The organism is Alkaliphilus crotonatoxidans (assembly GCF_054658015.1).
The window spans coordinates 1,492,548-1,514,960 of record NZ_BAAHXS010000004.1 but is presented as its reverse complement, the minus strand read 5'-3'; the positions used below and the strand labels follow the sequence as shown (position 1 = coordinate 1,514,960).

Annotated in this window: 28 protein-coding genes, 1 riboswitch and 1 other annotated feature (1 of these 30 cut by a window edge); of the genes, 17 read left to right on the top strand and 11 right to left on the bottom strand. The window is 39.6% G+C overall.

The window, feature by feature from the left end; translation table 11 throughout:
* Window positions 1–4: 4 nt before the first annotated feature.
* Together panB and ACYQ1I_RS09780 are read right to left on the bottom strand one after the other, a co-directional pair.
* Window positions 5–835 (bottom strand): 3-methyl-2-oxobutanoate hydroxymethyltransferase, encoded by an 831-nt coding sequence (gene panB, locus ACYQ1I_RS09785; protein ID WP_459764756.1) that lies wholly within the window; start codon window positions 833–835, stop codon window positions 5–7.
* Window positions 832–1,704, bottom strand: coding sequence for a Rossmann-like and DUF2520 domain-containing protein (locus ACYQ1I_RS09780; RefSeq protein WP_459764754.1), 873 nt, complete (start codon window positions 1,702–1,704; stop codon window positions 832–834). Before ACYQ1I_RS09780 ends, panB begins: the two co-directional genes overlap by 4 nt.
* A gap of 375 nt (window positions 1,705–2,079) precedes the next feature.
* On the opposite strand from ACYQ1I_RS09780, the gene ACYQ1I_RS09775 reads away from it, so the two are divergent.
* From ACYQ1I_RS09775 to ACYQ1I_RS09765, 3 genes are all read left to right on the top strand, one after another.
* Entirely contained in the window at window positions 2,080–2,907 is an 828-nt protein-coding gene (locus ACYQ1I_RS09775) for a DegV family protein (protein ID WP_459765336.1), read from the top strand.
* Between the two features lie 134 nt (window positions 2,908–3,041).
* Window positions 3,042–3,401: a hypothetical protein gene (locus tag ACYQ1I_RS09770; RefSeq protein WP_459764752.1), complete on the top strand. Its 360-nt coding sequence runs from the start codon at window positions 3,042–3,044 to the stop codon at window positions 3,399–3,401.
* Between the two features lie 145 nt (window positions 3,402–3,546).
* Entirely contained in the window at window positions 3,547–3,744 is a 198-nt protein-coding gene (locus ACYQ1I_RS09765) for a hypothetical protein (RefSeq protein ID WP_459764750.1), read from the top strand.
* A gap of 5 nt (window positions 3,745–3,749) precedes the next feature.
* On the opposite strand, the gene trmB is transcribed toward ACYQ1I_RS09765, so the two are convergent.
* A complete protein-coding gene (gene trmB / locus ACYQ1I_RS09760) occupies window positions 3,750–4,382 on the bottom strand; it encodes a tRNA (guanosine(46)-N7)-methyltransferase TrmB (RefSeq protein WP_459764748.1) in 633 nt (210 codons plus the stop codon).
* Between the two features lie 196 nt (window positions 4,383–4,578).
* On the opposite strand from trmB, the gene ACYQ1I_RS09755 reads away from it, so the two are divergent.
* The 9 genes from ACYQ1I_RS09755 to ACYQ1I_RS09715 all read left to right on the top strand — a co-directional run bounded on the left by ACYQ1I_RS09755 (window position 4,579) and on the right by ACYQ1I_RS09715 (window position 13,269).
* Window positions 4,579–4,962, top strand: coding sequence for a hypothetical protein (locus ACYQ1I_RS09755; protein ID WP_459764746.1), 384 nt, complete (start codon window positions 4,579–4,581; stop codon window positions 4,960–4,962).
* Between the two features lie 199 nt (window positions 4,963–5,161).
* Window positions 5,162–6,655 carry a DUF1538 domain-containing protein gene (locus ACYQ1I_RS09750; RefSeq protein WP_459764744.1) on the top strand — a complete coding sequence of 498 codons (1,494 nt, stop codon included), beginning with the start codon at window positions 5,162–5,164 and terminating at the stop codon, window positions 6,653–6,655.
* Window positions 6,645–7,310 carry a P-II family nitrogen regulator gene (locus tag ACYQ1I_RS09745; RefSeq protein WP_459764742.1) on the top strand — a complete coding sequence of 222 codons (666 nt, stop codon included), beginning with the start codon at window positions 6,645–6,647 and terminating at the stop codon, window positions 7,308–7,310. Before ACYQ1I_RS09750 ends, ACYQ1I_RS09745 begins: the two co-directional genes overlap by 11 nt.
* A gap of 299 nt (window positions 7,311–7,609) precedes the next feature.
* On the top strand, window positions 7,610–9,706 hold the full coding sequence (locus ACYQ1I_RS09740; protein WP_459764740.1) for a BglG family transcription antiterminator: 2,097 nt from the start codon (window positions 7,610–7,612) through the stop codon (window positions 9,704–9,706).
* A 14-nt stretch (window positions 9,707–9,720) separates the two neighbouring features.
* Window positions 9,721–10,158, top strand: coding sequence for a PTS sugar transporter subunit IIA (locus ACYQ1I_RS09735; RefSeq protein ID WP_459764738.1), 438 nt, complete (start codon window positions 9,721–9,723; stop codon window positions 10,156–10,158).
* Window positions 10,159–10,256: 98 nt separating this feature from the next.
* Window positions 10,257–10,538 carry a PTS sugar transporter subunit IIB gene (locus ACYQ1I_RS09730; RefSeq protein WP_459764736.1) on the top strand — a complete coding sequence of 94 codons (282 nt, stop codon included), beginning with the start codon at window positions 10,257–10,259 and terminating at the stop codon, window positions 10,536–10,538.
* Between the two features lie 41 nt (window positions 10,539–10,579).
* Entirely contained in the window at window positions 10,580–11,854 is a 1,275-nt protein-coding gene (gene ulaA, locus ACYQ1I_RS09725; RefSeq protein ID WP_459764734.1) for a PTS ascorbate transporter subunit IIC, read from the top strand.
* Window positions 11,854–12,594 carry a tryptophan synthase subunit alpha gene (gene trpA, locus ACYQ1I_RS09720; protein WP_459764732.1) on the top strand — a complete coding sequence of 247 codons (741 nt, stop codon included), beginning with the start codon at window positions 11,854–11,856 and terminating at the stop codon, window positions 12,592–12,594. The genes ulaA and trpA overlap by 1 nt, the downstream gene beginning before the upstream one ends.
* Window positions 12,595–12,714: 120 nt before the next feature.
* Complete coding sequence (locus tag ACYQ1I_RS09715; RefSeq protein WP_459764730.1) at window positions 12,715–13,269, top strand: prolyl-tRNA synthetase associated domain-containing protein; 555 nt, start codon at window positions 12,715–12,717, stop codon at window positions 13,267–13,269.
* Between the two features lie 103 nt (window positions 13,270–13,372).
* Here ACYQ1I_RS09715 and ACYQ1I_RS09710 read toward each other — a convergent pair whose 3' ends face one another.
* The 3 genes from ACYQ1I_RS09710 to ACYQ1I_RS09700 form a co-directional block, all read right to left on the bottom strand.
* Window positions 13,373–13,957, bottom strand: a complete 585-nt coding sequence (locus tag ACYQ1I_RS09710) for a hypothetical protein (protein WP_459764728.1) — start codon at window positions 13,955–13,957, stop codon at window positions 13,373–13,375.
* Window positions 13,958–14,088: 131 nt separating this feature from the next.
* Entirely contained in the window at window positions 14,089–14,847 is a 759-nt protein-coding gene (locus ACYQ1I_RS09705; protein ID WP_459765334.1) for a nucleotidyltransferase domain-containing protein, read from the bottom strand.
* A gap of 440 nt (window positions 14,848–15,287) precedes the next feature.
* Window positions 15,288–15,761, bottom strand: a complete 474-nt coding sequence (locus ACYQ1I_RS09700) for a hypothetical protein (RefSeq protein WP_459764727.1) — start codon at window positions 15,759–15,761, stop codon at window positions 15,288–15,290.
* Window positions 15,762–16,057: 296 nt separating this feature from the next.
* Here ACYQ1I_RS09700 and ACYQ1I_RS09695 point away from each other — a divergent pair, with 296 nt between their 5' ends.
* On the top strand, window positions 16,058–16,711 hold the full coding sequence (locus ACYQ1I_RS09695) for a phosphatase PAP2 family protein (RefSeq protein ID WP_459764725.1): 654 nt from the start codon (window positions 16,058–16,060) through the stop codon (window positions 16,709–16,711).
* 285 nt (window positions 16,712–16,996) lie between these two features.
* On the opposite strand, the gene ACYQ1I_RS09690 is transcribed toward ACYQ1I_RS09695, so the two are convergent.
* Both ACYQ1I_RS09690 and ACYQ1I_RS09685 read right to left on the bottom strand, forming a co-directional pair.
* On the bottom strand, window positions 16,997–17,095 hold the full coding sequence (locus ACYQ1I_RS09690) for a putative holin-like toxin (RefSeq protein WP_459764723.1): 99 nt from the start codon (window positions 17,093–17,095) through the stop codon (window positions 16,997–16,999).
* A gap of 328 nt (window positions 17,096–17,423) precedes the next feature.
* Complete coding sequence (locus ACYQ1I_RS09685) at window positions 17,424–18,092, bottom strand: MgtC/SapB family protein (RefSeq protein WP_459764721.1); 669 nt, start codon at window positions 18,090–18,092, stop codon at window positions 17,424–17,426.
* Window positions 18,093–18,272: 180 nt separating this feature from the next.
* On the opposite strand from ACYQ1I_RS09685, the gene ACYQ1I_RS09680 reads away from it, so the two are divergent.
* From ACYQ1I_RS09680 to ACYQ1I_RS09670, 3 genes are all read left to right on the top strand, one after another.
* Complete coding sequence (locus tag ACYQ1I_RS09680) at window positions 18,273–18,545, top strand: hypothetical protein (protein WP_459764719.1); 273 nt, start codon at window positions 18,273–18,275, stop codon at window positions 18,543–18,545.
* Window positions 18,546–18,605: 60 nt separating this feature from the next.
* Window positions 18,606–18,736: riboswitch (cyclic di-AMP (ydaO/yuaA leader) on the top strand.
* A 2-nt stretch (window positions 18,737–18,738) separates the two neighbouring features.
* On the top strand, window positions 18,739–18,894 hold the full coding sequence (locus ACYQ1I_RS09675; protein WP_459764717.1) for a hypothetical protein: 156 nt from the start codon (window positions 18,739–18,741) through the stop codon (window positions 18,892–18,894).
* Entirely contained in the window at window positions 18,863–19,270 is a 408-nt protein-coding gene (locus ACYQ1I_RS09670; RefSeq protein ID WP_459764715.1) for a cell wall hydrolase, read from the top strand. Before ACYQ1I_RS09675 ends, ACYQ1I_RS09670 begins: the two co-directional genes overlap by 32 nt.
* Before the next feature lie 37 nt (window positions 19,271–19,307).
* On the opposite strand, the gene ACYQ1I_RS09665 is transcribed toward ACYQ1I_RS09670, so the two are convergent.
* Window positions 19,308–19,970: a DUF881 domain-containing protein gene (locus ACYQ1I_RS09665; RefSeq protein WP_459764713.1), complete on the bottom strand. Its 663-nt coding sequence runs from the start codon at window positions 19,968–19,970 to the stop codon at window positions 19,308–19,310.
* 224 nt (window positions 19,971–20,194) lie between these two features.
* Entirely contained in the window at window positions 20,195–20,380 is a 186-nt protein-coding gene (locus tag ACYQ1I_RS09660; RefSeq protein ID WP_459764711.1) for an alpha/beta-type small acid-soluble spore protein, read from the bottom strand.
* A gap of 151 nt (window positions 20,381–20,531) precedes the next feature.
* Here ACYQ1I_RS09660 and ACYQ1I_RS09655 point away from each other — a divergent pair, with 151 nt between their 5' ends.
* Window positions 20,532–21,137, top strand: coding sequence for a CBS domain-containing protein (locus ACYQ1I_RS09655; protein ID WP_459764709.1), 606 nt, complete (start codon window positions 20,532–20,534; stop codon window positions 21,135–21,137).
* A gap of 52 nt (window positions 21,138–21,189) precedes the next feature.
* Here the strand turns inward: ACYQ1I_RS09655 and trpS are convergent, their stop codons facing one another.
* A complete protein-coding gene (gene trpS, locus ACYQ1I_RS09650) occupies window positions 21,190–22,188 on the bottom strand; it encodes a tryptophan--tRNA ligase (RefSeq protein ID WP_459764707.1) in 999 nt (332 codons plus the stop codon).
* Between the two features lie 59 nt (window positions 22,189–22,247).
* Window positions 22,248–22,413: a binding site (T-box leader), on the bottom strand (it continues 68 nt past the right edge of the window).

Here is a 22,413-nt window from a genome sequence, read left to right as displayed (position 1 = left end):
CCTTCTAATATAATTTTTCCAGTATTGATGCCTCGATGGAAAAGCCATGCTGCTTCTCTGGAAAGCTGCCTTCTCTAACCTGCTGGCAATATTCCTTAACGGCAGACTGAATTTGGCTGCCGATATCAGCATAGGTTTTTACAAACTTTGGCGTAAAGTCTGGGAACATTCCCAGCATATCCTGTATGACCAATACCTGTCCATCGCAGCCCTTCCCTGCACCAATACCAATGGTGGGAATATCGAGATTATCTGTAATGAGGTCTGCAAGCCCTTCAGGGATACATTCCAAAACAATGGCAAAGGCCCCCACCTCCTGCAGTCGCTTTGCATCTTCAATTATTTTTTTAGCCTGCTCTGAATCCCTTCCCTGAACCTTAAAGCCCCCAAAGGCATGAACCGACTGAGGGGTTAGGCCTAGGTGCCCCATGACTGGAATTTGAGCCCTGACCAGGGCCTTGACCTGGTCAACCACCTCAGCTCCCCCCTCCAGCTTTACCCCCTGGGCACAGCCCTCCTGTATTAGCCTGCCAGCATTTTTTAAGGCCTCCTGGGGGCCCATATGGTAAGACAAAAAGGGCATATCTGCTACAATGAAGGCATTTTTAGCTCCTCGGGCTACCGCTTTGGTATGATGAACCATGTCATCCATCGTTACCTGCAGGGTATTTTCATAACCCAGCATAACCATTCCCAGGGAATCCCCTACTAAAATACAATCCACTCCTGCCGCATCCAAAAGCTTCGCCATGGAATAATCATAGGCAGTCAGCATCGAAATTTTACGCCCCTCCCTTTTACATCGGTTAAAGGACGTTGTGGTAAACTTATTCATTTTACTCCCTCTTTCCATAATTGATTCAATGCTTCTATTTGATCTGTCCCCTTGAGCTTTTCCTTCGACGCCAGCTCAGTGGCGGCTTTTCCCAGGGATTGATAAAGGGCCATTCCCCTGGGCATCTGCTCCTTTAGGGCGATTAAATGCTTCTTAACAGTTTGACTGTCACCCCGGGCGACTGGGCCCGTAAGGGCCTGACTTGTTCCCACACTTTCAATATTCCTTAAGGTGCCATTCATTAGAGGTAACAGGACTTGATAGGCCTCCTTTTCTTCAAATCCAGCGGTCTTCATCATATTTAAGGCCATATCAATTAGTGTAACTAAGTAATTGGATGCCACGCAGGCAGCAGCATGGTACATCGTCTTTTGATCTCCCCTGATTAAAAAATATTGGTTTCCACATTCTTTAAGAATTTCCTCAATTACCTCCGGCTGATCTGCCTCCAGGGTAAACATCGTATGGCTCAAGGCCTTGACAGCCTTTTCGACCCTGGCAAAGGCCTGTAGGGGATGCAGGGAATATAGTCGATTTAAGGGATGTCTTTTGGTAATTTCCTGCATAATAGATGCCCTGTGGGCACCGCTCATGTGTACAAAATGCTTATTTTCTATACTGGTCTGTAGATCGGCTATAGTACTGGCAATTTGCTGAATCATATCGTCAGGAGTAGTAATAAAAATAATATCAGCCACCTCAACCAGCTCCTCCATACGGGAAAAGCCCCTTCCCCCCACTAGTGCAGCGCCAGACCTGGCAGAATCAATACTGCGACTAAAATAACCCACAACATGAAATCCCTTTTCATAAAGATAGCTGCCAAAGCTCTGACCTACCTTTCCGCTTCCGATAAAGCCAATTTTCATCCGATCACCTCCCCAAAAACGTTAAAAAACCTCTTCCCAAGCCCAAAAGGACTTAGAAAAAGGTTAAGAAAAAATCCTTATTTGCAGTAGCAAAAAAGGCATCATATCCCTATCGTCTTTTTCTCTGTCTCGGTCCCCTATGGCTCAGAGCAGAATCATACATAAAATAACTTCATATTATCAAACCGGTATAGCTCCGAAGATACTATCCTTACCCACAGTTTATCATATGGGGCAGTAATTGACAAGAAAATCATTTTTTAACTTTTCCCCTTGTAAACGTTTATATTTTAACGATCAAACCAAATTACTTTACAACAGGTATTAGTACCTGGTATTATATTTATAGAAGCCTTTTAAGGAGTGATTATTGTGATGGCAAATATTCAAATTATTACTGATAGTACAGCCTATCTGGATCGTAATTTTGTTCAAAAATATGAAATAGAAGTTGTTCCCTTGTCTGTCAGCTTCGAAGGGGAAATTCTTCAAGAGGGGTTTCCAGGTGAGTTCGATGCTTTTTTTAATCGGTTATCCAGGTCAAATTCATTTCCCACCACCTCCCAGCCCTCGGTGGGAGCCTTTAAAGCTGTTTACGAAAAGGCCCTGAAGAATAAAAAGGAGGTCATCGTCTTAACCATTTCCTCAAAATTAAGCGGCACCTACAGCAGTGCCGTAACCGCTGCAACCCTGGTTGACCAGAGCAAAATTTCAGTTATTGATTCTCTAACTGCCGCAGCCAATTTAAAGGCATTGATTGAATCGGCTCTGGGTATGATGGCCCAGGGAAAAAGCCGACTTGAAATTGCAGCTGCCCTGGAAGTCGAAAAAAATCACACCGGTATTCGTTTAACCGTAGGAACACTGGATTATTTAAAAAAAGGCGGTCGATTGACTAATACCGAGGCCCTTATCGGTTCCCTCTTAAATATTAAACCCATTATTGCCCTGGTGGAGGGAAAGCTGGAGGCCGCTGGAAAGGTTCGGGGGAGAAAAAAGGCCATTGAAAAGCTAATAGAAGGAATTCCACCCCAGGCTAGGGTGATTCATATTGCCCAAATCGACGCCATGGATGAGGCCCTAACCCTAAAGGAAACCCTGCAAGGAATGTTTTCAGGTGCAACGGTTGAAATATGTGAACTGGGCCCCGTTGTAGGGGCCCACCTTGGCCCCAAGGCCCTGGGGGTTCTGTTTAAATGTTAATTTGATCATACCCTTAAAACTTTCTTAATTCAGCTCAAATCCCCTCTAAAAAACAGAAGAGGGGATTGTTGTTATGGTTAATTTAGTCTATACTAAGACTGTAGTAAAAGCATTGACAGAATGGAGGCAAAAAGGTGAAGCAAAAAATATGGAATAAGACCTTAAAGCTCTTGAAAATATCTGTATCCAGTATATTGATACTGTCCCTTATTTCCTTACTCTACAGCCTAATCAAAAAAGGGCCTATTTTAAAAAATATTTTCAATTTTAATTTCTTCCTCGCCAGCATCATCATTGCCTATGGGGTAGTAACATTTTTTCTGCCGATCAGCCTCAAAAAAACCAAACGTCTGGTGGACCATTCCAATGTGGCAGATGTGGTTCGGGAGGAAAAGGAAAAGAAATATGAAGGCGCCATTGAAAGCATTCTCTGGGGCATTATGAATATTCTAATTGTGGGTATCATTGAAATAATTGTCAAGGCTGCCATATAGCAATAGATATCCTCTTTTTACCAATTTGTTAAATAAGTTTAATCTTTCAGTGAAGAATTTTTAAAGAAGATTCGACTAGATTTAACCATTTCTTCTCCTTTTTACTGTATGATAGATGATAGCTTACACTTTAGGGGGAGAACGCATGAATACATTGCAATCTATTATTCGACTCTTTGAAATTAAAGAAACCCTGGAGGCAGGACCCCTTAGCCCGAACCTGCGGCCAAGGGTTCACAGTGAATTTAAAACCATTAAAGCAGCCCTTTTGGATTCTAACTTTGCCTTCGATAATGTCAAGGAATTAATATCGGAAATTGAATATATCATTGAAGAAAAATAGATTGCCTATTTGACAGCAATGACTCGTTTTATTGTTTTCCCCTGGGATCTAAATTTCATCTCATATTCCGTCATGACGACTCCTTGAGGATACAGACGATGAAGATCATAAGTAACCTCAAGGGGAGTGAACCCAGCTTTATCAAGCTGATCAAGGGTAAACTCAAAAAGATCAAGGCCATCGGTCTTGAAATGAATTTCCCCCTTATCAGATAATATCGATCGATATTGTTTTAAAAAATGAAGATGCGTAAGCCTTCTTTTTTCATGCCTGGCCTTGGGCCATGGGTCACTGAAATTTAAATAGATACGCTCTACTTCCCCCAGGGCGAAGTAGGAAGCTATGTTCTCAGCCTTTAAATTCACCAGCATCAGGTTTTTCAACTGGGCCTCCTCCAATGATTTGCATACCTTCCAAAGAAGCTCCTTTGACTTTTCAATTCCTATATAATTAATTTCTACATGATCAACAGCCAGCGTTGTCAAAAAACGTCCCTTACCCATGCCAATTTCAATGTGTATGGGATGTGGATTTCTAAATAGTTTATTCCATTTTCCCGGCGAAGGGGACCCTTCCTTAAAGAAATAGGGACACTGCCCAAGTAATGCTTCGACTCCAGGTATGTTTCTAACTCTCATAGGCTACACCTCGTCCAATAGTTTATAACAAATAATACTATATCATTATTCAAAGTGTCATGTCATCTGTGAATTTTCTATTCCAGCCATTTTATTTATCCTGTTGAATTGAGTTATCCTTGATAACTTTTATTTCAGTCAAAAAAATTGTATAATAAAATAAGGTTACGATAAAAAAAGAAAGGGGTGAAATATAATGTCCATTTACATAGAACGTCAAAAACTAAAGGCATTTTTACCCTTTATGATTTTTTTACTGGTCATTTTTTTAATCGGAATTAGCCTTCCAATGGAAAATTATTTGATAAATGAGCTTAATCCATCGAAGTCCATTTATTTTCACCGTATATCCTCTTCTTCACCCTCCATTGCTTATTTCCGTAACAGTGAATATTTTAAACAGCTTATCCGATCTACCCCTGTTAATTTACTATGGTCTTTACTATTACTTTCGTCACTTATATTAATTAACCATCGTCCTGCCATTGGCTATGAAGCCAAATGCTGCTTTTGGTTATACTTAAGGCTGCACCAATTATTGCTCCCTAAGCTGCATAGGAGCAGCTATAAAAAACCCTGATTAGGACCTTAGAATACTTCAATTAAATCCTGCTAATCCATGATATGTTCCTAAAACCTCGATTGATTTCTAATCAGTCAAATCAAAAACTGCTTTCCCAAAATTCAGTCAGAACAAACATCTAATCCAATGGAACATGTACTATTAATTGCTTTGTCATGGAGTTGATTAGCCAATAGTGAAAGGAAGTGAATTGCATTTGAATATATTTACTGAAAAATTTAGAGAAGTTCTTTCTTCAATTTTGCCTATTACGATCATTGTCTTGATCTTGAACTTTACCCTTACCCCCCTGCCCCTGCCTCTATTGATTAGGTTTTTATTGGGTAGTGTATTGATTTTACTAGGCCTGTCTGTCTTTTTAATCGGAATCGATATTAGTATAACCCCCCTCGGCAGCCTGGTGGGATCAACACTGGCCAAAACCAATAAGCTATGGGCTATTATCATCGGGGGCCTTGTGCTGGGCTTTTTTATCTCAATTGCCGAACCGGGCTTAATTGTCCTGGCCAATCAGGTGGATATGGTGACTTCCGGTCAGATATCCAGCTTAAGCATTTTAATTACCGTGTCAATTGGCCTGGCCATCATGCTTGCACTGGGGTTCATCAGAATTGTTTCAAATATTCCCCTATATAAGCTATTAACAGGATTATACGGTTTAACCTTTATATTGGCCTTATTTACCTCCACGGAGTTTTTGGCCATTTCCTTTGATGCCTCCGGGGCCACTACAGGAATTCTGGCGGTTCCCTTTATATTGGCCCTGTCCCTGGGGATATCCACCCTAAAGAAGGACAGTAAGGCATCGGAAAAGGACAGCTTTGGCCTCGTGGCCGTTGCATCTGTCGGTGCCATCATTTCTGTTATGCTTTTAAGTATTTTTACTACAACCGAAGAATTTACTTCTGGGCTGGAAATTAATATGGCTGAATCAGGCTCCATAATCGGACCCTTTATTCAGATCATTCCCACCGTATTAAAGGAGGGCTTTCTTACGATACTACCACTGTTAATCATTTTTCTTATTTTGTATCGAATGTCGTTAGATATGAGCAGAAGATCCTTTGCAAGAATGATTAAGGGCTTTGTCTATGCCTTTATTGGCCTGTTCCTATTTTTAGTGGGCGTTAATGCTGGCTTTATGGACGTAGGAACACTAATCGGCCACCGTCTTGCTTCCCTTGACAACAAGCTTTATGTTATAATAATTGGATTCGTACTAGGTATTGTGACCATTCTGGCAGAACCGGCGGTTTATGTATTAACCCATCAAATTGAGGAGGTTACCAGCGGTTATGTCAAGAGAAAGGCCGTTTTAATTGCCCTCTCCATCGGTGTAGGCCTGGCTGTGGCCCTTTCTATGATAAGAATCGTAATACCCTCGATTCAATTATGGCATTACTTATTGCCTGGCTATTTAATTTCCATTGGAATGACCTATTTCGTTCCCAAGCTGTTTGTTGGGATTGCCTTTGATGCCGGGGGCGTGGCCACAGGCCCTATGACGGCCACCTTTATTTTAGCCTTCACCCAGGGGGCCGCAGAAGCAGTGGAGGCTGCCAGTATTTTAATTGATGGCTTCGGAATGATTGCCACCGTTGCCTTAACACCAATTATTACGCTGCAGCTATTAGGTTTTATCTTCCAGTTAAAGTCTAAGAAAGGAGGTATTTTAGAGGATGTTCAGTAATCCTGTGGATCCAAGCTACGAATTATTATGTGTCATCGTAAACTATGGCTTGGCAAGCAAAGTTATCAAGCACGCAAAAAATTATGGTGTAACAGGTGGTGTAATCTTTCTAGGCAAGGGAACTATTCAAAATCCTATTTTAGAATTTCTTGAGTTAAATGAGGCGAGAAGGGAAATTATTCTAATGGCTGCGACAAAGGAAACGGCCTATACTGCCCTGGATGAGCTGAACAAAAAGTTCCGCTTTGACAAACCTCATCATGGCATTGCCTTTAGTACCTCTGTCATGAATATATTGGGAACCAAGAACTTAACCTGTACGGATGTAAAGGAGTGTAGGAAGATGGAAAATCAAAAATATAACCTAATTTTTGTGGTTGTCGATAGAGGAAAGGCAGAATTTGTGGTGGATGCCGCCAACAAGGCTGGCTCCAGGGGAGCAACCATTATTAACGCCAGGGGTTCAGGTATTCATGAAACCAGCAAGCTCTTTTCCATGGAAATAGAACCAGAAAAGGAGATTGTACTAATTATTTCAGAAAGCAGTCGGACAGAACCAATAGCTGCCTCCATCAGAAATAACCTTGAAATCGACAAGCCCGGCAATGGTATTATTTTTATCCAAGATATCAATAAAACCATCGGCTTATACTAAAGGGAACAGGCCCACCCATTGGCAGACTGTTCCTAGAAATAAAACCCATCTATATTAAAAAGCTATTAAGGCTGCTGATCAATGATTTATCATTTTCAGCAGCCTTATCTATTGTTTTTTGAAAACTTCCTTCTAATTCAGCTATTCACTTTTTGCCACAATAGGTATGAAACAAATTCCTTCTTCCCATACTATAGTTATCCTTGATAAACAACTATATTAGTGTTATATATATTACACCTAGCCAGGGTGTAACTTATTCAGATTGTCAACAATAATGTGGCAAGGAGGTGAACAGCATGTTAGACGAAAGAAAAACACAGCTAATTCAATGCTTATTGGGTCAGGATGATTTTATCACCATTAAGGAGATGGCTGATCAATTTCATGTGGGCTTAAGAACCATTCGTTATGACCTGGACGCAATCGATGCCTGGCTGGCAGAGAATGGCTTCAGGGTTTTAACCAGGGCTCCTCGTAAGGGCGTGTTCCTGGAGGCCGGGGAAGGCGACAAGGAATCAATTCAAGCCAAACTAAAGCCCAGTGACTACTATTCCTACGTGCTTTCACCAGAAGAACGCCAAAAGCTGGTACTATTAAATATTTTAAGTGAAAACAGGCCGGTAAACCTGATCGAACTGGCCGATAAAACCGCTGTAAGTAAAACCACTATTGCGAACGATTTAGATCATATCAGCAAATGGCTGAAGGAGTTTCATCTTAAGCTCATTCGCAGAAAGGGCTATGGAATCTATGTGGAGGGTACGGAAGAAAATAAGCGGAATGCCATCAGTACACTCCTTAAGATATTGGCGAACCCTGGCAGACAGGTTTACAGTGATCAATCCATTGAAAAATATATCGAATCATTAAAGGAATGGCTGCCTAAAATTGATCTGAATTTTATTAAAACGGAGATTGAAAGGGTTCAGGAGCGGCTAATGATCAAATTCAGCTATGAAGGCTTTGTCAGTCTAATGTCGCATTTAGCCTTGGCCATTGAGCGGGTTACCCTGGGAAAGGACATTTTAATCAGTAAGGAGCTTCTGCATGATTTAATGGCTAAGGAGGAATTTGCCATAGCCAAGGGCTTAAGCGAGCGTATTTCCCAATATTTTAATATTAAAATGCCTTTAGATGAAACGGGCTATATTACCCTTCATTTAATCGGAGCCAAGCTAAGCTTTGTGGGGGATCAGGACAAATACGTTAGAAAAAACAGTCAGTTGGCCTATGTAATCGATCAAATCATCAGCCATGTGGAACGGGTGCTGGGGGTTTCGTTTACAAGCCGATCCTCTCTTAAAAAGGATTTGTATATTCACCTGATGCCTACGATTCAACGGCTAAAATATAATAAGCCCCTACAAAACCCTTTGCTCAGTGAGATTGTTTCAAGATATAATGCTGTATTTCAGGCATGCAGCGGTGCCAGACAATACCTTGAAAGGGAATTTCATATTAAGGTAAATGACCATGAGGTAGCCTATATCGCTATGCATTTTGGAGCCGCATTGGAGGCTCAGCGACCCAAAAACAATGAAACATCCAATATTCTACTGGTTTGTGCCAGCGGTATCGGAACCTCCAAGCTGTTAGAGGCCAATTTGTTATCTTATTTTCGAGCCTTCCACATCATTGATATTGTTTCTCATCAAGATGTATCCAGGTATATGGACTCTGATGAAATTGACCTGATTATCTCTACCATTCCAATTCAGGAGTCTAAAATACCCGTTGTTGTAGTTTCGCCGCTGTTAGATCAAAAGGATATTCAAATGCTTTCCAGTTACCTGACGGCCAACCATCATTTTAAATATAACAGCACTGGTTTGATTATGGACGTGATGAATATTATTGGTAAGCACTGCACCATACAAAACTATGATGGCCTTCAGACTGAAATTGCATCCCTCTTTAACAATATTAATCGTTTATATAGCCCCCTTACTTCCACTCCCCAAAGAAGGATATTGTCGAAGGAAAATATTCAGCTTCAGGTTGAATGCAGCACCTGGGAGGAAGCGGTTGAAAAGGCTGCCCAGCCACTATTGGATAAGGGCTATATTGAAGGGGGTTATGTGGAACGAATTATTGAAAAAATAAAGCGCCATGGCCCTTATATGGTAATTGCCCCCGGTATCGCCATGCCCCATGGCGGAATAGATGATGGTGCCAATAAAACCGCCTTGGCCATTATGACTTTAAAAAAACCTGTTAAATTTTATCATCAGAAAAATGACCCGGTGCATACGGTGATTTTTCTGGCAGCAAAGGATAATTATACCCATATTGAAGCCCTGACCCATGTACTGGAACAATTATCGATAAAGGAAAACATTGATAAATTAATTGCTTCATCAAGCTCAAAGGAAATTTACGAGCTATTGAAATAGAGGAGGAATGACCCATGATTAATGAATTTATTAGCCCTGAAACCATAGCGGTAAAGGTAAAGGTTGATTGCTGGAAGGAAGCTATTAGAAAGGCAGGTGAGCTCTTACTACAGGCAGATGCCATTGAGGAGGGATATATTGATGCAATGATTCAAAGGGTTACGGAGCTGGGACCCTATATCGTTATTGCTCCCCAGGTGGCCATGCCCCATGCCAGGCCTGAGGATGGAACAAAGCGTACCGCTTTAGCCATGATTACCCTTGCAGACGGGGTTAACTTTGGTCATGAAAAAAATGATCCTGTCAGGCTGGTGATTGCCCTGGCAGCAGTGGACAATCAATCCCATATAAACGCCTTAGCAAAGCTAATGGATTTACTTGGTGACAATGAAAAGCTGAATCATATTTTAGAAAGCAAGTCCAGCCAAGCATTGTATGATGTTTTGTTATAGTAAAGTCTTCCTTTGAAAAATTGATAGGCGACTTTATTGAAATCATTACAAAAAAATTTAAACAAACACTAATTTAAAAAATGAAAGGATGATTAATTATGTTAAAAATATTTACTGTATGTGGTGCTGGAGTAGGAAGTAGTATGATGCTGAAGGTATTTACCCAACAAATTATATCAAGTGAAAATTTAGATGCACAAATTGAAGCCACTGATATTGGCTCCCTTGACCCAAATGCTGCTGATATCATTATAACCACTACTGATTTTGCCAATGTAATTAGAAATACCACTGCTAAGATAATCAAAATAGACAATCTTACTGATAAGCAATATTTAAAGGAGCAGCTATTAAAAACCATACAGGAGCTTGAAAAGTAGCTAATGCAGCACCTTATAAAAATATATAAGGAGGTAATCTTATGAACATTATTATGTATATTATTTCCAACGTATTAAGCGAAGCAGCCTTTCTTATTGGTATGGTGGCCCTGTTGGGGTTAGTGGCCCAAAGAAAGAAATTCAGTGATGTTGTGGCCGGTACCGTTAAAACCATGGTAGGATTTCTACTCATCACAACTGGGGCCCAAAGCATGGGTACAACCCTGCTGCCGATCCAATCTATGCTTCAGCATGTATTCGGCCTTGAGGCGAATCTGACAGATCTTAATACAGCCATCGGATCGAGTATGGCAGCCTTTGGGGCCTCTGCCACCCTCATATTTGCCCTGGGCTTTATCGTCAATATATTGCTGGCACGCTTTACAAAATACAAGTATATCCATCTGTCAGCCCATGTTTCCTTCTTTTATGCGGGATTAATCGCAGCCCTGTTAACGGTAGGAACAAGCCTTTCTCCCCTTTGGGTTACTGTAATTGGTTCTATCCTGCTGGGACTTTATTTAACCTTTACCTGCGCCTATATGGCACCATTAATGAAGGACGTACCCGGTGGTGAAGGCTTTACCATTGCCCATTCCAGCTCAATCGGCTGCTGGATTGCTGCAAAGGCGGGTAAACTGGTGGGGAATAAGGACAAAAGCCTGGAAGACATAAAGCTTCCAAAGGCCTTAGGCTTTTTAAGGGAAACCACCATTGCCTTAAGTGTAATCATGACGATAATCTTTTTCATTATTTCATTAATTACAGGGCCAAATTTTGTTATGAATAACCTCAGTGATGGAAAGGATATTGTTATCTTTTCAATTTTAAACGGTCTAACCTTTGGGCTCTGGATCACCGTTATTATTACAGGGGTTCGTATGATGCTTTCTGAAATTATTCCAGCCTTCCATGGTATTTCAGACAGACTGGTGCCCAATGCCGTACCAGGGTTAGATATTCCCCTATTATTCCCCAGCCACCCCACCTCTGTTATTGTTGGATTCCTGACAAGTCTGGTGGCAAGCTTAATTGGTATGCTGGTTCTGGGAATTGTTAAATATCCTGTTATTGTGTTTCCAGCCTTAATCCCTACCTTCTTCACCGGAGCAATAACAGCTATTTTTGGTAATTCCACAGGGGGTAGAAGGGGTGCAATTGTAGGTTCATTTATAAATGGTTTGATTTTAATCTTTGGGCAGGCCTTCCTGCTTCCCTATATTGGCGCCTATGAACCGATCATGCGGGTGCTGAGTGAAACAGACTATACCTTCTTCGGCCCGATTCTTGGGTGGCTATTGGGGTTAATTGGATAATGGAAAATATTAATAGAATTTTCAAGAATCAAACCAAATGTATTACCCTCTATCTAACCCTGGGGTATCCCAGTGTGGAAGAATTTTTCAGGCATGTTGATATACTGGTTGAAGCAGGTATGGATATTTTGGAAATCGGCATACCCGTTACAAACCCTTGTCTTGATGGCAATACCATTGCCGATACCCACCATCGGGCCATAGAATTGGGTTTTAATGAAGATATGTTGGTATCATCATTAAAAAAACTGAGGGAAAGATACCCAAAGCTGCCTATTGTCATTTTATCCTATCACGAGGGAATCAATCAATATCATTTACTTGATTGGCAAAAGACACAGCTCTACGACCTCATCCTTTGTCCCGACCACTTTGTTACCACCCGGGATGAGGACTCAAAGCTTGTACAGATCTACCATGAGGACATGTCTGATGAAGTCATTCAGGAAAGACTGGCCCATAATAAAGGCTTCGCCTACGTCATGTCAGGCCATGGCACCACCGGTGGAAAGGGTTCATTGCCCCAGGGATATCTTAACACCATGCAGCGAATACGGAGTTTTACCGATATTCCCATTCAGGTCGGCTTTGGAATTCACCATCCTGATCAGGTGAAAAGGGTCATTGAAAATGGTGCCGATGGTGTGATTATAGGAAGTGAAATTATTCGAATCATTAATCAAAGGGATGATGATCAGCTAAAGAGCTATGTACAATCAATTGTCAAGGCCAGGGGATAACCCCCTGGCCTTTTTCCTGCTTTATTATCTGGACTCAATTGAAGAATCCACTACAATAGGATAAAATAAATAGTATATTCTAAAGACAAAATACTCGATGATTGAACAGGAGATATTAACATGGAAGAAATCTGGATTGACTCAACCCTTTACACAACCAAACCAGATGGGGAAGGGAGGCTGGCCGTTGAAATGGCTGTTTATGACCTGCTTGACGACCTTGACATTCCCTACTGGCGGTTAGACCACGACGCCACCCCATCAATTGAGGCCTGCAGGCAGGTTGACCAGCGGTTGGGGATTAAGCTATGTAAAAATTTGTTTCTGTGCAACACCCAGAAGACCCGCTTTTATCTATTACTGATGCCAGGGGAAAAAAGGTTTAGAACAAAGGAGCTTTCAAAGCAAATCAACTCCTCTCGACTATCCTTTGGTGAAAGCCAGGATATGGAACGACTGCTAAGGGTGGCTCCAGGCTCAGCCACTGTTTTATCGTTAATGAATGATACAGATAAAGCGGTTCAGTTAATCATTGACCGTGAAATATTAAAGGAGCCCTATTTGGGCTGCCACCCCTGTATTAACACAACCAGCCTGAAAATTAAATTAGATGACATTTTGAACAAGTTCCTGCCCTATATAGGCCATAGCCCTCTTTGGGTTGAGCTGGAATAAAGGAAGGCTTTATTGACCCATTATGGTAAGCTTGCGTTGAAATCTTTTCACAGAAATAAAAACAAGTTTTTTGCAATCAATCCTGGATAGTATTTGATATTTTTCAATTATCTCCCTGATAGATTTGTACAGCCTTTCCATTAGCCATGATAAATGTAAAGGTCTGTTGAAAACCACCGGCTAAATCCGACTCCAATACCGCCAAAAACTCATCCCTTGAAACGGGTACCAGGGTCAATTCCGTTGCCATAAAGGCTGTAAAGTCATCCGATAAAGTTATCTTAATTGCTTCTCCGGCCTCTTTACCATCCTTATTTGTCTTCTTTACGGTTATAATAATTTCATTGTCGATTTCAGCCTCTACAATCTCACCACTAATTTTATCTAGCTGCAAGACTTTATATATTAAATCCTGCAGTCGGCTGTATTCAATTCGAGTGATATTAATAAATTGCTGCAGATCTTCATTGGGCAGATGTTCTTCTATTGTATTCAAACGATTGATCATGTCTGCCTGAATTTCCCCTATGTTTTTGATTGTCTCGTAAGAAGAACCTGCCGTCATTTCAGCTGCCCTCAATGTTTCTACAGTTTTGCTTAACTGAACCAGCTCAATTGACAAAACTAAAATTCCAAGAAAAAGTATTGCCATCACAATAGCGCTAGCCTTAGAAAATTTTAGCTTCAATTTCAAGACCCCCTTTTATCTCCGTTGGGAGTTATTTTATTTTCCATTTAGTTTGTCACCTACCTTTTATTTATCAGTTTTAATACCTTTTTATGGTATTTCACCTAGAAACAGGATTTACTGTTATGATTTTATCCCCAGGCTTCCTTTAAAATATTTCGAAATAGTTGGTCTAACTCTTCAATATTACTTGTCGATCTAATATTCAAGCTTTTTACATAAATGCTAAAATATTCAATCTTCGCTTCTAAAAATTCGTTAATTATCTTTATTTGCTTTTCTTCATTCATTTCCTTCCCTGCTTTTTTTCGAATGAGTAACTTATCGATCTCTTTTCTAAGCTCTTTATCTAATTGAAGCGAGTCTAATAACTGTTCAAATAGCATGGGTGGCTGAGTTCCATATCTTTCAACCCACATACAGGCCATAATCGGCCTTAGTACATAGAAATACTTTTTAATTCGAACCATATCACCTTTTAGATATTCACGATAATTCCCTTGAGCCATGTGCAGATAATGGTATATACAGGTCTTTGAATAGAAATATTGTCCAAGTAAGGCCTTTAATTGATCCACAAAAGTAGTTTCCTGTTTATATATAATTGGAGAGCTCAGCCACTCAAGTAAAGTTGGATTAGACTTTTTATATAAAACCAATGATTTTCTGATATCCCAACCATTAATATCTAACAAACTGTCTATCGGTAATTCTATGACATCTCTACGATCTTGTATGGAAAGATACCATTCCGGTTTATGAATATAAATGAATCTTACATCGTAATCACTATCCTTTGATTCAAATCCCCAGCCTCTACTGCCCGACTCAATTGCATAGAGTATTTTGATCTCATTATTTTTTTCAATCTCCTGCAATTTTTCAATAATTACTTTTTTTCAAATTTAACACCTCCTGATTAGGGTGTGTCTGAATACTCCGAAGGGTGCAGATTTTACTGAATTTTTGTTCCAAGCAAGGCGCTTTTTTGAAGGCATACCAGGAGTACGTCAAGAAAAAGCAACGCTGCGTGGGACAAAAAAGCGGTGAAAGATGCCCTTGAGTGGGTTTTCAGACACGCCCTAGTAGATAATGACATTATTTTATCATATTAAATACAATAATGTAATCTATTGTCTTATTTATATCAAAAAAGGAGGTAGCCCTTTAAAAATTTGTTATGTTGTTATCTCTATATTTTTAGTATGAACTGCTCAATAATGTGTTCAAAAAAGAAAAAAAATCACTCTACCCAAAGGCAAAGTGACCCTGTATGAAAATGTATCAGTAACAACACCGCTTATCACGTTATTATTTTTAGAAATCAACACTATGGTAAATATCTTTCTCGAACCTCTATTATCGTTCCTTCCTGTATCTTTAAAACATAAGGAGAAGGCTGGTAGTCTATTCTGACAGCCAGTTCTTCTTTATCGACCTTCTTCTCCCTCGGCAGATCCTCTAAGTCTAAAATGTACAAATCTGCATCGGTCGATAGTGGGTAGGACTCCTTTTCTTCTACTTCATTGTGGACCTTGAAACCAGTGGGAAGGTCTCTGGCAGCATTCAGATTCAATTCATTCAATCGCTCCTCATCTTCTGGAGTCAGCCACTCTACAGGGTCTATTAACAATGAGTTCTCTTCTATATTGAGTTCCAAAATATAAGCAGTAATTTCACCATTTTCATCAGTTTTAACACTATTTTGGCCCTGTTGGGAGGTTGATTGGGTACAGGCTGTAAGAACAAACATACCGATCAGCAATAAAATATAAGCTGCTTTGATATTTTTTTGATTGAACATATAATTATCCTCTCTTTATAAATAATATTCTCCATAGAAGGAAATGCTTTCTAATAATAGTATAATCGACAGTGAAGCATAGAACAAAGGATATAATAACCAATTATTTGACTTTTTATTTTTTTAGGGTATTATTAAAAAAGCAGACTAAAACGAGGTCCCTAGATTTTTTCGGTTAACCAGTGTGCCTAAACCAATTTTAATTTAATTCTAAAAAAATCTTAAGAATATTCTAATCAATCCTTAAGATCACTCCTTTAACATAAACGATAACAATTATAAAAGGAGCGATAAAAATGAAACCGATTAAAAAAGATATTATGGCTTTATGCCTTATGATTTCTATTCCCATTATCAATATCTTCTATCTCATTTTAAACCATGGAGAAAGAGGCGCCCGCACTCTTATGACAAATATAGATCAGGCAATCCCATTCCTAAAGGTATTTGTTATTCCCTATTTGGCCTGGTATTTATTTATATTTTCTACCTTTATTTATTTTTGCCTAAAAGATCGGGAAGTTTATTACAAAACATTACTTTCTACGAATTTAGGTCTTCTGGTCTGCTATATCGTGTATTTTTTCTATCAGACTACAGTATCCAGGCCTTTACTGGCAGGCGAGGATCTTTTAACTAAAATGGTGGGATGGGTATATGCTACCGATCAACCCTTTAATTGTTTTCCCAGCATCCACGTTCTAACCAGTTATCTAATGTTTAAGGGAATTAGGCACAGCCACATTAGAAATAAATTAAATCAGCTGGTAATTTCCAGCATTGCCTTTACCATTATTCTCTCTACCCTTTTTATAAAGCAGCATGTTATTTTAGATGTGATTGCAGCTATTATTCTAGGAGAAGTGCTATTTAATCTGCTTAGTACCCTCTTCCAGAAGCAAAGGGCGATAAATGGTCATTATATACCAAATGCAAAAAAGAACTATTAGCTGTAAAACCTTGATTAAATGTAATTCAAATTTACATTATGGGTTAATATTTCTTTACTTTGATTTAAATGAAAAAAGTAATCGGTACCCCATAATGCAGTAGCCAACACAGGGTGATTACTTCATTTATGTGAGTTATTTGAAAGAAGTTTAGATTATTTACTTTTTATGGGTTTATATTTTTCAACACTATGATATAATATAAAAAAAGGTAATCGGTACCGCATGGTGCGGTTGCCATAAGGGATATTTTACTTAATCACACTGCATGGCCGTGCAGGGTGATTATTTCTTTTGGTTGTTATTCCTATCTAAGTAGGAGATAAGCGATATTAGAAACGTACCGAATGCAATCATTAAATAGATCGCCTGATAGGCCTCCATCCGCACCACCTCCTTTCATTTCTGAAATGAGGTGACAACCAACACCCTGCTTTTCCCGATTACCTTATCTTTATTTTACCATAATTGTCTATTTATTGGTAATCAATTAATATGGTATGGAAGATTTGTTATTTTATTATTACAGAAAATGAGGGACAGTTTGTCTATTTATCATGCCCCTCGTAAGAACACTAATTCTATACTTCCTTCATAGTTGATTTTCTCCTCAAAATTATGAATCAAGTCCTATTTTTCACATATTGATCTACATTCTTAGCCTTAACCGTACCGCTCTACGCTTAAGTGTTTTTCATATTAATAAATCTAATTATAAAATTTTCACTCCATTAACACCTGGCAGCTCTCCTAAATCCTTTAAAAGATCACCCTTGGCTAAATGGCCGGGAATCTTTCCGATGGTGGTTAAAAGTGCATATTGGCTGTCCTCTGAATCCATTTCCAGGGATATTTGTACAATGGAAACCCCTTTTTTCCCTAGCTCCTCTGTTACTCTGCCTATTTGTCCTGGCCTATTTTCAAGGTTAAATTGAAATGTAATGGCATTTTTTCTATTGGGAATTAACCGTTCAACCCTGGAAAAAACTCTAAGGGAAATTAAAACGATGGCGGTTGTTATGAGGCCGCCCATTATGAAACCTGCCCCCAGGGCCAGGCCGATACAGGCCACAGCCCAAAGGCTGGCAGCGGTGGTTAAGCCCTTGATGGAGCTGCCATCCTTTATAATGGTTCCTGCTCCTAAAAAACCAATTCCACTGATTACCTGAGCTCCCAAACGGGTAGGATCAATATTGGTATAGCTTCGATAGGATTCGTACATAAAAAGGGACAGCAGCATGACCAACGCTGAACCACAGCAAACCAATATGTGGGTTCTAAAGCCAGCCGCCCTTCTGGCACTTTCCCGTTCCACCCCAATAATTCCCCCAAGAATAGTTGCTAAAACAAGCCTTAATAGGATGATTGGAAGCGATAGCATTTATTAACAACCCCATTTCATAACTTTATTTAATCCTATGCCCCACCCTCGGTGATCGTTCTCCCATTGATTATATTTAAAAAAAATTGTTCTGTCATTGAATAAATTTTCTTATTTTAATGATTTTTCATGGGCTTTCGGTTACAATATTTGAAGGAGTAAATTTTAGGAGGAGCTTTAATGGGTTATTTATATGCTGGATATAATCTACTCTTTGAGTGGTTTAAAACCTTTATTATTTTTTCAATTATTGATCGAATCTTCATGGGGCGGAAATTTAGTACAACCATCAGAAATCATGATACATATCTTTCTTCTTTAATTGTAGCAGCCTTTTTAATTATTTTAAGAAATCGCCAGCCTACCTTCTCCTCATTTCTATTATGGGCAGTAATGGTCATGGTTATTTACACCTTTGTAGGAATACTCTTCAGAATGTTTGTTAAGCCTTAATTTTCAATAATCCTGTTTTTTTTTCAATAATTACCTCTATATTTTTTGAAAAACTACAAAAAATAGATTTAGCCGAAAGTTTTAAAATAAAACTGCGGGGGACCCGATCAATTGGGGTGAATCGTTTTAAACGAAGGCTATTCCCAAGCCTAACCCGTCAGCTAACCTCGTAGGCTATAGGGAGGTAATAACCATGAAAAAATTGTTTGTAATGCTTTCGATTACCCTATTGTTTTCTTTACCAGGGGTCAAAGAAATCAATGCTTATAAGGATTATGAGTCTGATTTCTTAATTATGGAGGAGCCCCAGGAAACCTATGCCATGGCTCCCTCACTCAGGCACCGTTAATAGCCAATATTTCTTTGGTTATCATTATCAGGAGGTCTACTATCTGGCCAAAATTATCCATGCAGAAGCAAGGGGAGAATCCTTTGAGGGGATGGTTGCTGTAGGTGCGGTGGTTTTAAATCGGGTTGAGTCACCTGGTTTTCCTAATAGCATTGAAAAGGTAATTTATCAACCAAATCAATTTTCTTCCCTTTATGATGGTCAATTTGAACTGGAGCCTGATGATGTTGCTTTTTCAGCAGCGGCTAAAGCAATAATGGGCCATGATCCCACCGATGGTTGCCTTTACTTCTATAACCCCTCCATTGCTACGGCGGCATGGAGCTTTCAAAGGCAGCCCGAGACAAAAATAGGGAATCACGTTTTTACAAAGTAAAAAATAACAGATCCTTTTAGGATCTGTTATTTTTTGGTTAATTACTCTCTACAGCCTTCAAAAATTCTATAGGCTTTTCCCGAACAACGGCTGGAATATTAATTTCATCTTCAAATTGGATCGTTGAACGAATTCCATTATTTTTCATTATCTCAAAAATAAAGGTACCATGCTCTATATATCGTTGGAGCTTTTTGGTATCGCCAATGGCCTGAATTTGGTAGGGTGGCGCAATGGGTACACCATTAATATTAATATGATTTCCTGCAAATACAATCTCACTTCGGGCCGTTAAACGCTGTCCATTAATTGCTATTACCTCCGCATCAAAATACTTCAGCTCGTTGACCAGGGTAATTAAATACTTGTTGCCTTCAATGACAGGGGCAATGTTTTCCTCCAGTACTCCCTCTAAAATAACTGTAACCCCCGGCCCAACTGCAGGGCTATGGCCCGAGAGCATTTTATAGTGATTCACATCGCTTTTGAGCTTTTTTAAAATAATATTCTCAGTAGCCCATTCCTTTTCATAGGCCTCAACCTGGGCAGACAGCTCTTCTATTCTCTGCTTCATCTCTTCATTGGCTTTTATAATATCAGACACTTCCTGGGTCTCGGTTTCACGATTAGCATTGTAATTGTCTTCTTGCACCTTTATATTGGCATTCAGGTGACTGCCTGCCATTATTCCAAAGAGCACAAAAAATATAAATGATATAATAATTCCAGTATGCTTCAAGGCATCACATCCTTTACTTAACCACAGGTACAAAATTTTAGGCAAATTAGTCCTTATCAAAAATGATAACCTCTAAAGCCCCTTTAGTCAATGCTAAAACAATCCAAATATATATATTCCAGAAAATTTCAAAGCCATCGGAAATATAATGGGAAGCAAAGATTGCTCCTGGCTTCCCATTTTGCTTACCGCTCTGTATCTCTGCTTATCAAATTTTGTTCTGCCTCTTGCACCATTTTTTTCACCATGTTACCACCCACATAGCCTGCCCTGGTGTGGTTTTCCAGGCCCAGTTCCCGGGCAATTTCCTCTTTAAAGGAATCTAAGGCCTGTCTAGCCTCGGGTACAACATTTCTTTTGCGGTTAGCCATTTTTCATCACCTCAGTTATAGTATCATCCGTCTATCTGCTATTATGAATAACATTTTTTTCAAAACAATGCATATTCTGCTTATCAATAACTATAATGGATATACATATATATAATGCAGAGCATATCACGAATTGATAAGGAGGTCTGCCATGATTTCACTAAGCTTTTTATTAGCAAAGGAAAACCTGACACTGATTGACGGAAGTCTAAATCTTAAAGATGCACTGACTATACTGGAATCAAACAATTTTTTATCTTTACCCGTTGTCTCAAACAACAAATTTATAGGGGTTGTATCGAGGGAGCAAATACTTAAAAAAATGCTTGCAGAAAATAATTCTGATGAACAGGTCATTACCATAGCCCGCAGGGATATTCCCCATATCACCCTGGAAAACGAGGTGGAGGAAGCAGCAAGAATTTTAGCTGAAACCAATACTCCCTTTGTGGCAGTCAACAATGAGCTGGGAGATTTTATGGGCATCATTACCCACAAGACAATTTTCAAGCATTATACTCAATTATTTGGCATTAACAAAGGCTACAAGCTGGTTTTAAACACCTATGATGTGCCCGGAAGACTGGCGGTTTTAACGGAGCTTATTTCAAAAAATGAGGGCAATATCATTAGCCTTATTGTGGATAATCCCCAGGTTTCAACCAATGTGGTGAAGATTATTTTAAGGGTGGAAAGTAATAACATCGATAAGCTAAAGACAAGTATTGAAAATGCGGGCTTTTCTATTCGTAATTAGACATAAGACACATATTTGGGGCCTTCACTGAACAGTGAAGGCCCTGTATTGATTATTTTGTCACCAAACCTATATTTTTTCTTACCTTCTTCATGGTCTCCTCGGCCAGTTCAATGGCCCTTTCGGCTCCCCTTTTATAGATTCCTTCCAAATAATCCAGGTCATTCATATAGCTGCTGTACTTTTCCTTGAAGGGCTTTAATGTATCGATCATCAATTCTGCCAGTTCCTTTTTAAAGGCCCCATAGCCCTTGCCATCATAGCGGGCCACCACCTCTTCAATTGAAATACCGCCGATGGTTGAATAAATTATAATGAGGTTTTTAATGCCTGGCTGTTCATCGTTGTAACGCACCAGATTCTCACTGTCGGTAACTGATTTTTTCAGCTTTTTTAAGATAAGGTCTTCTGAATCCATTAGAAAAATCGTGCCATTTACATTTTCATCAGATTTAGACATCTTTTTGTCAGGCTCCTGAAGACTCATGATTCTGGCCCCCATTTTAGGGATATGAGCTTCTGGTATCTTGAAGGTTTCTCCATATATTTGATTAAACCGTATGGCGATATCTCGGCTCAGCTCTAAATGCTGCTTTTGGTCTTCACCTACGGGAACAATATCTGTTTGATACAGCAAAATATCGGCTGCCATTAAAACAGGATAGGTGTAGAGTCCTGAATTGATATTATCCCGATGTCTTTCTGATTTTTCCTTGAATTGGGTCATTCGATTCAGTTCACCTAAATAGGTATAGCAGTTTAGCACCCAGGCCAGCTCTGCATGCTGGGGCACATGGGACTGAAAGAAAATAATATTCTTTTCAGGGTCCAGGCCACAGGCTAAATATTGTGCTAAAAAAGACAGGCAATTTTTACGAAATTCCGCTGGATTATGGCGAATCGTCAAGGAATGTAAATCGACTATTGAATATAGACATTGATAATCAGCTTCCATGGCCTTCCAATTTTGTATTGCTCCGATGTAATTCCCCAGGGTTAGGCTGCCCGTTGGCTGTGCCCCGCTGAAAATGATTTTTTGCTTGCTTTCCATTGTTAGTCACCTTCCTCTATTTTTTGATTACATATAAAAAGCCCCTTGCCTCTAGTTAATCTAGAGACGAAGGGACTATTCTCCGTGGTACCACTCTAATTGTGCTTTAAACACCTCTTTACAGCTTCATTTTCTGAAGCCTTTCCCGATAACGGAGGAAAGCCGTCTTAACCTACTTTAATTCGGCCAGCACTCATAAGTCCATTCAAAACAGCCTTTGCATCG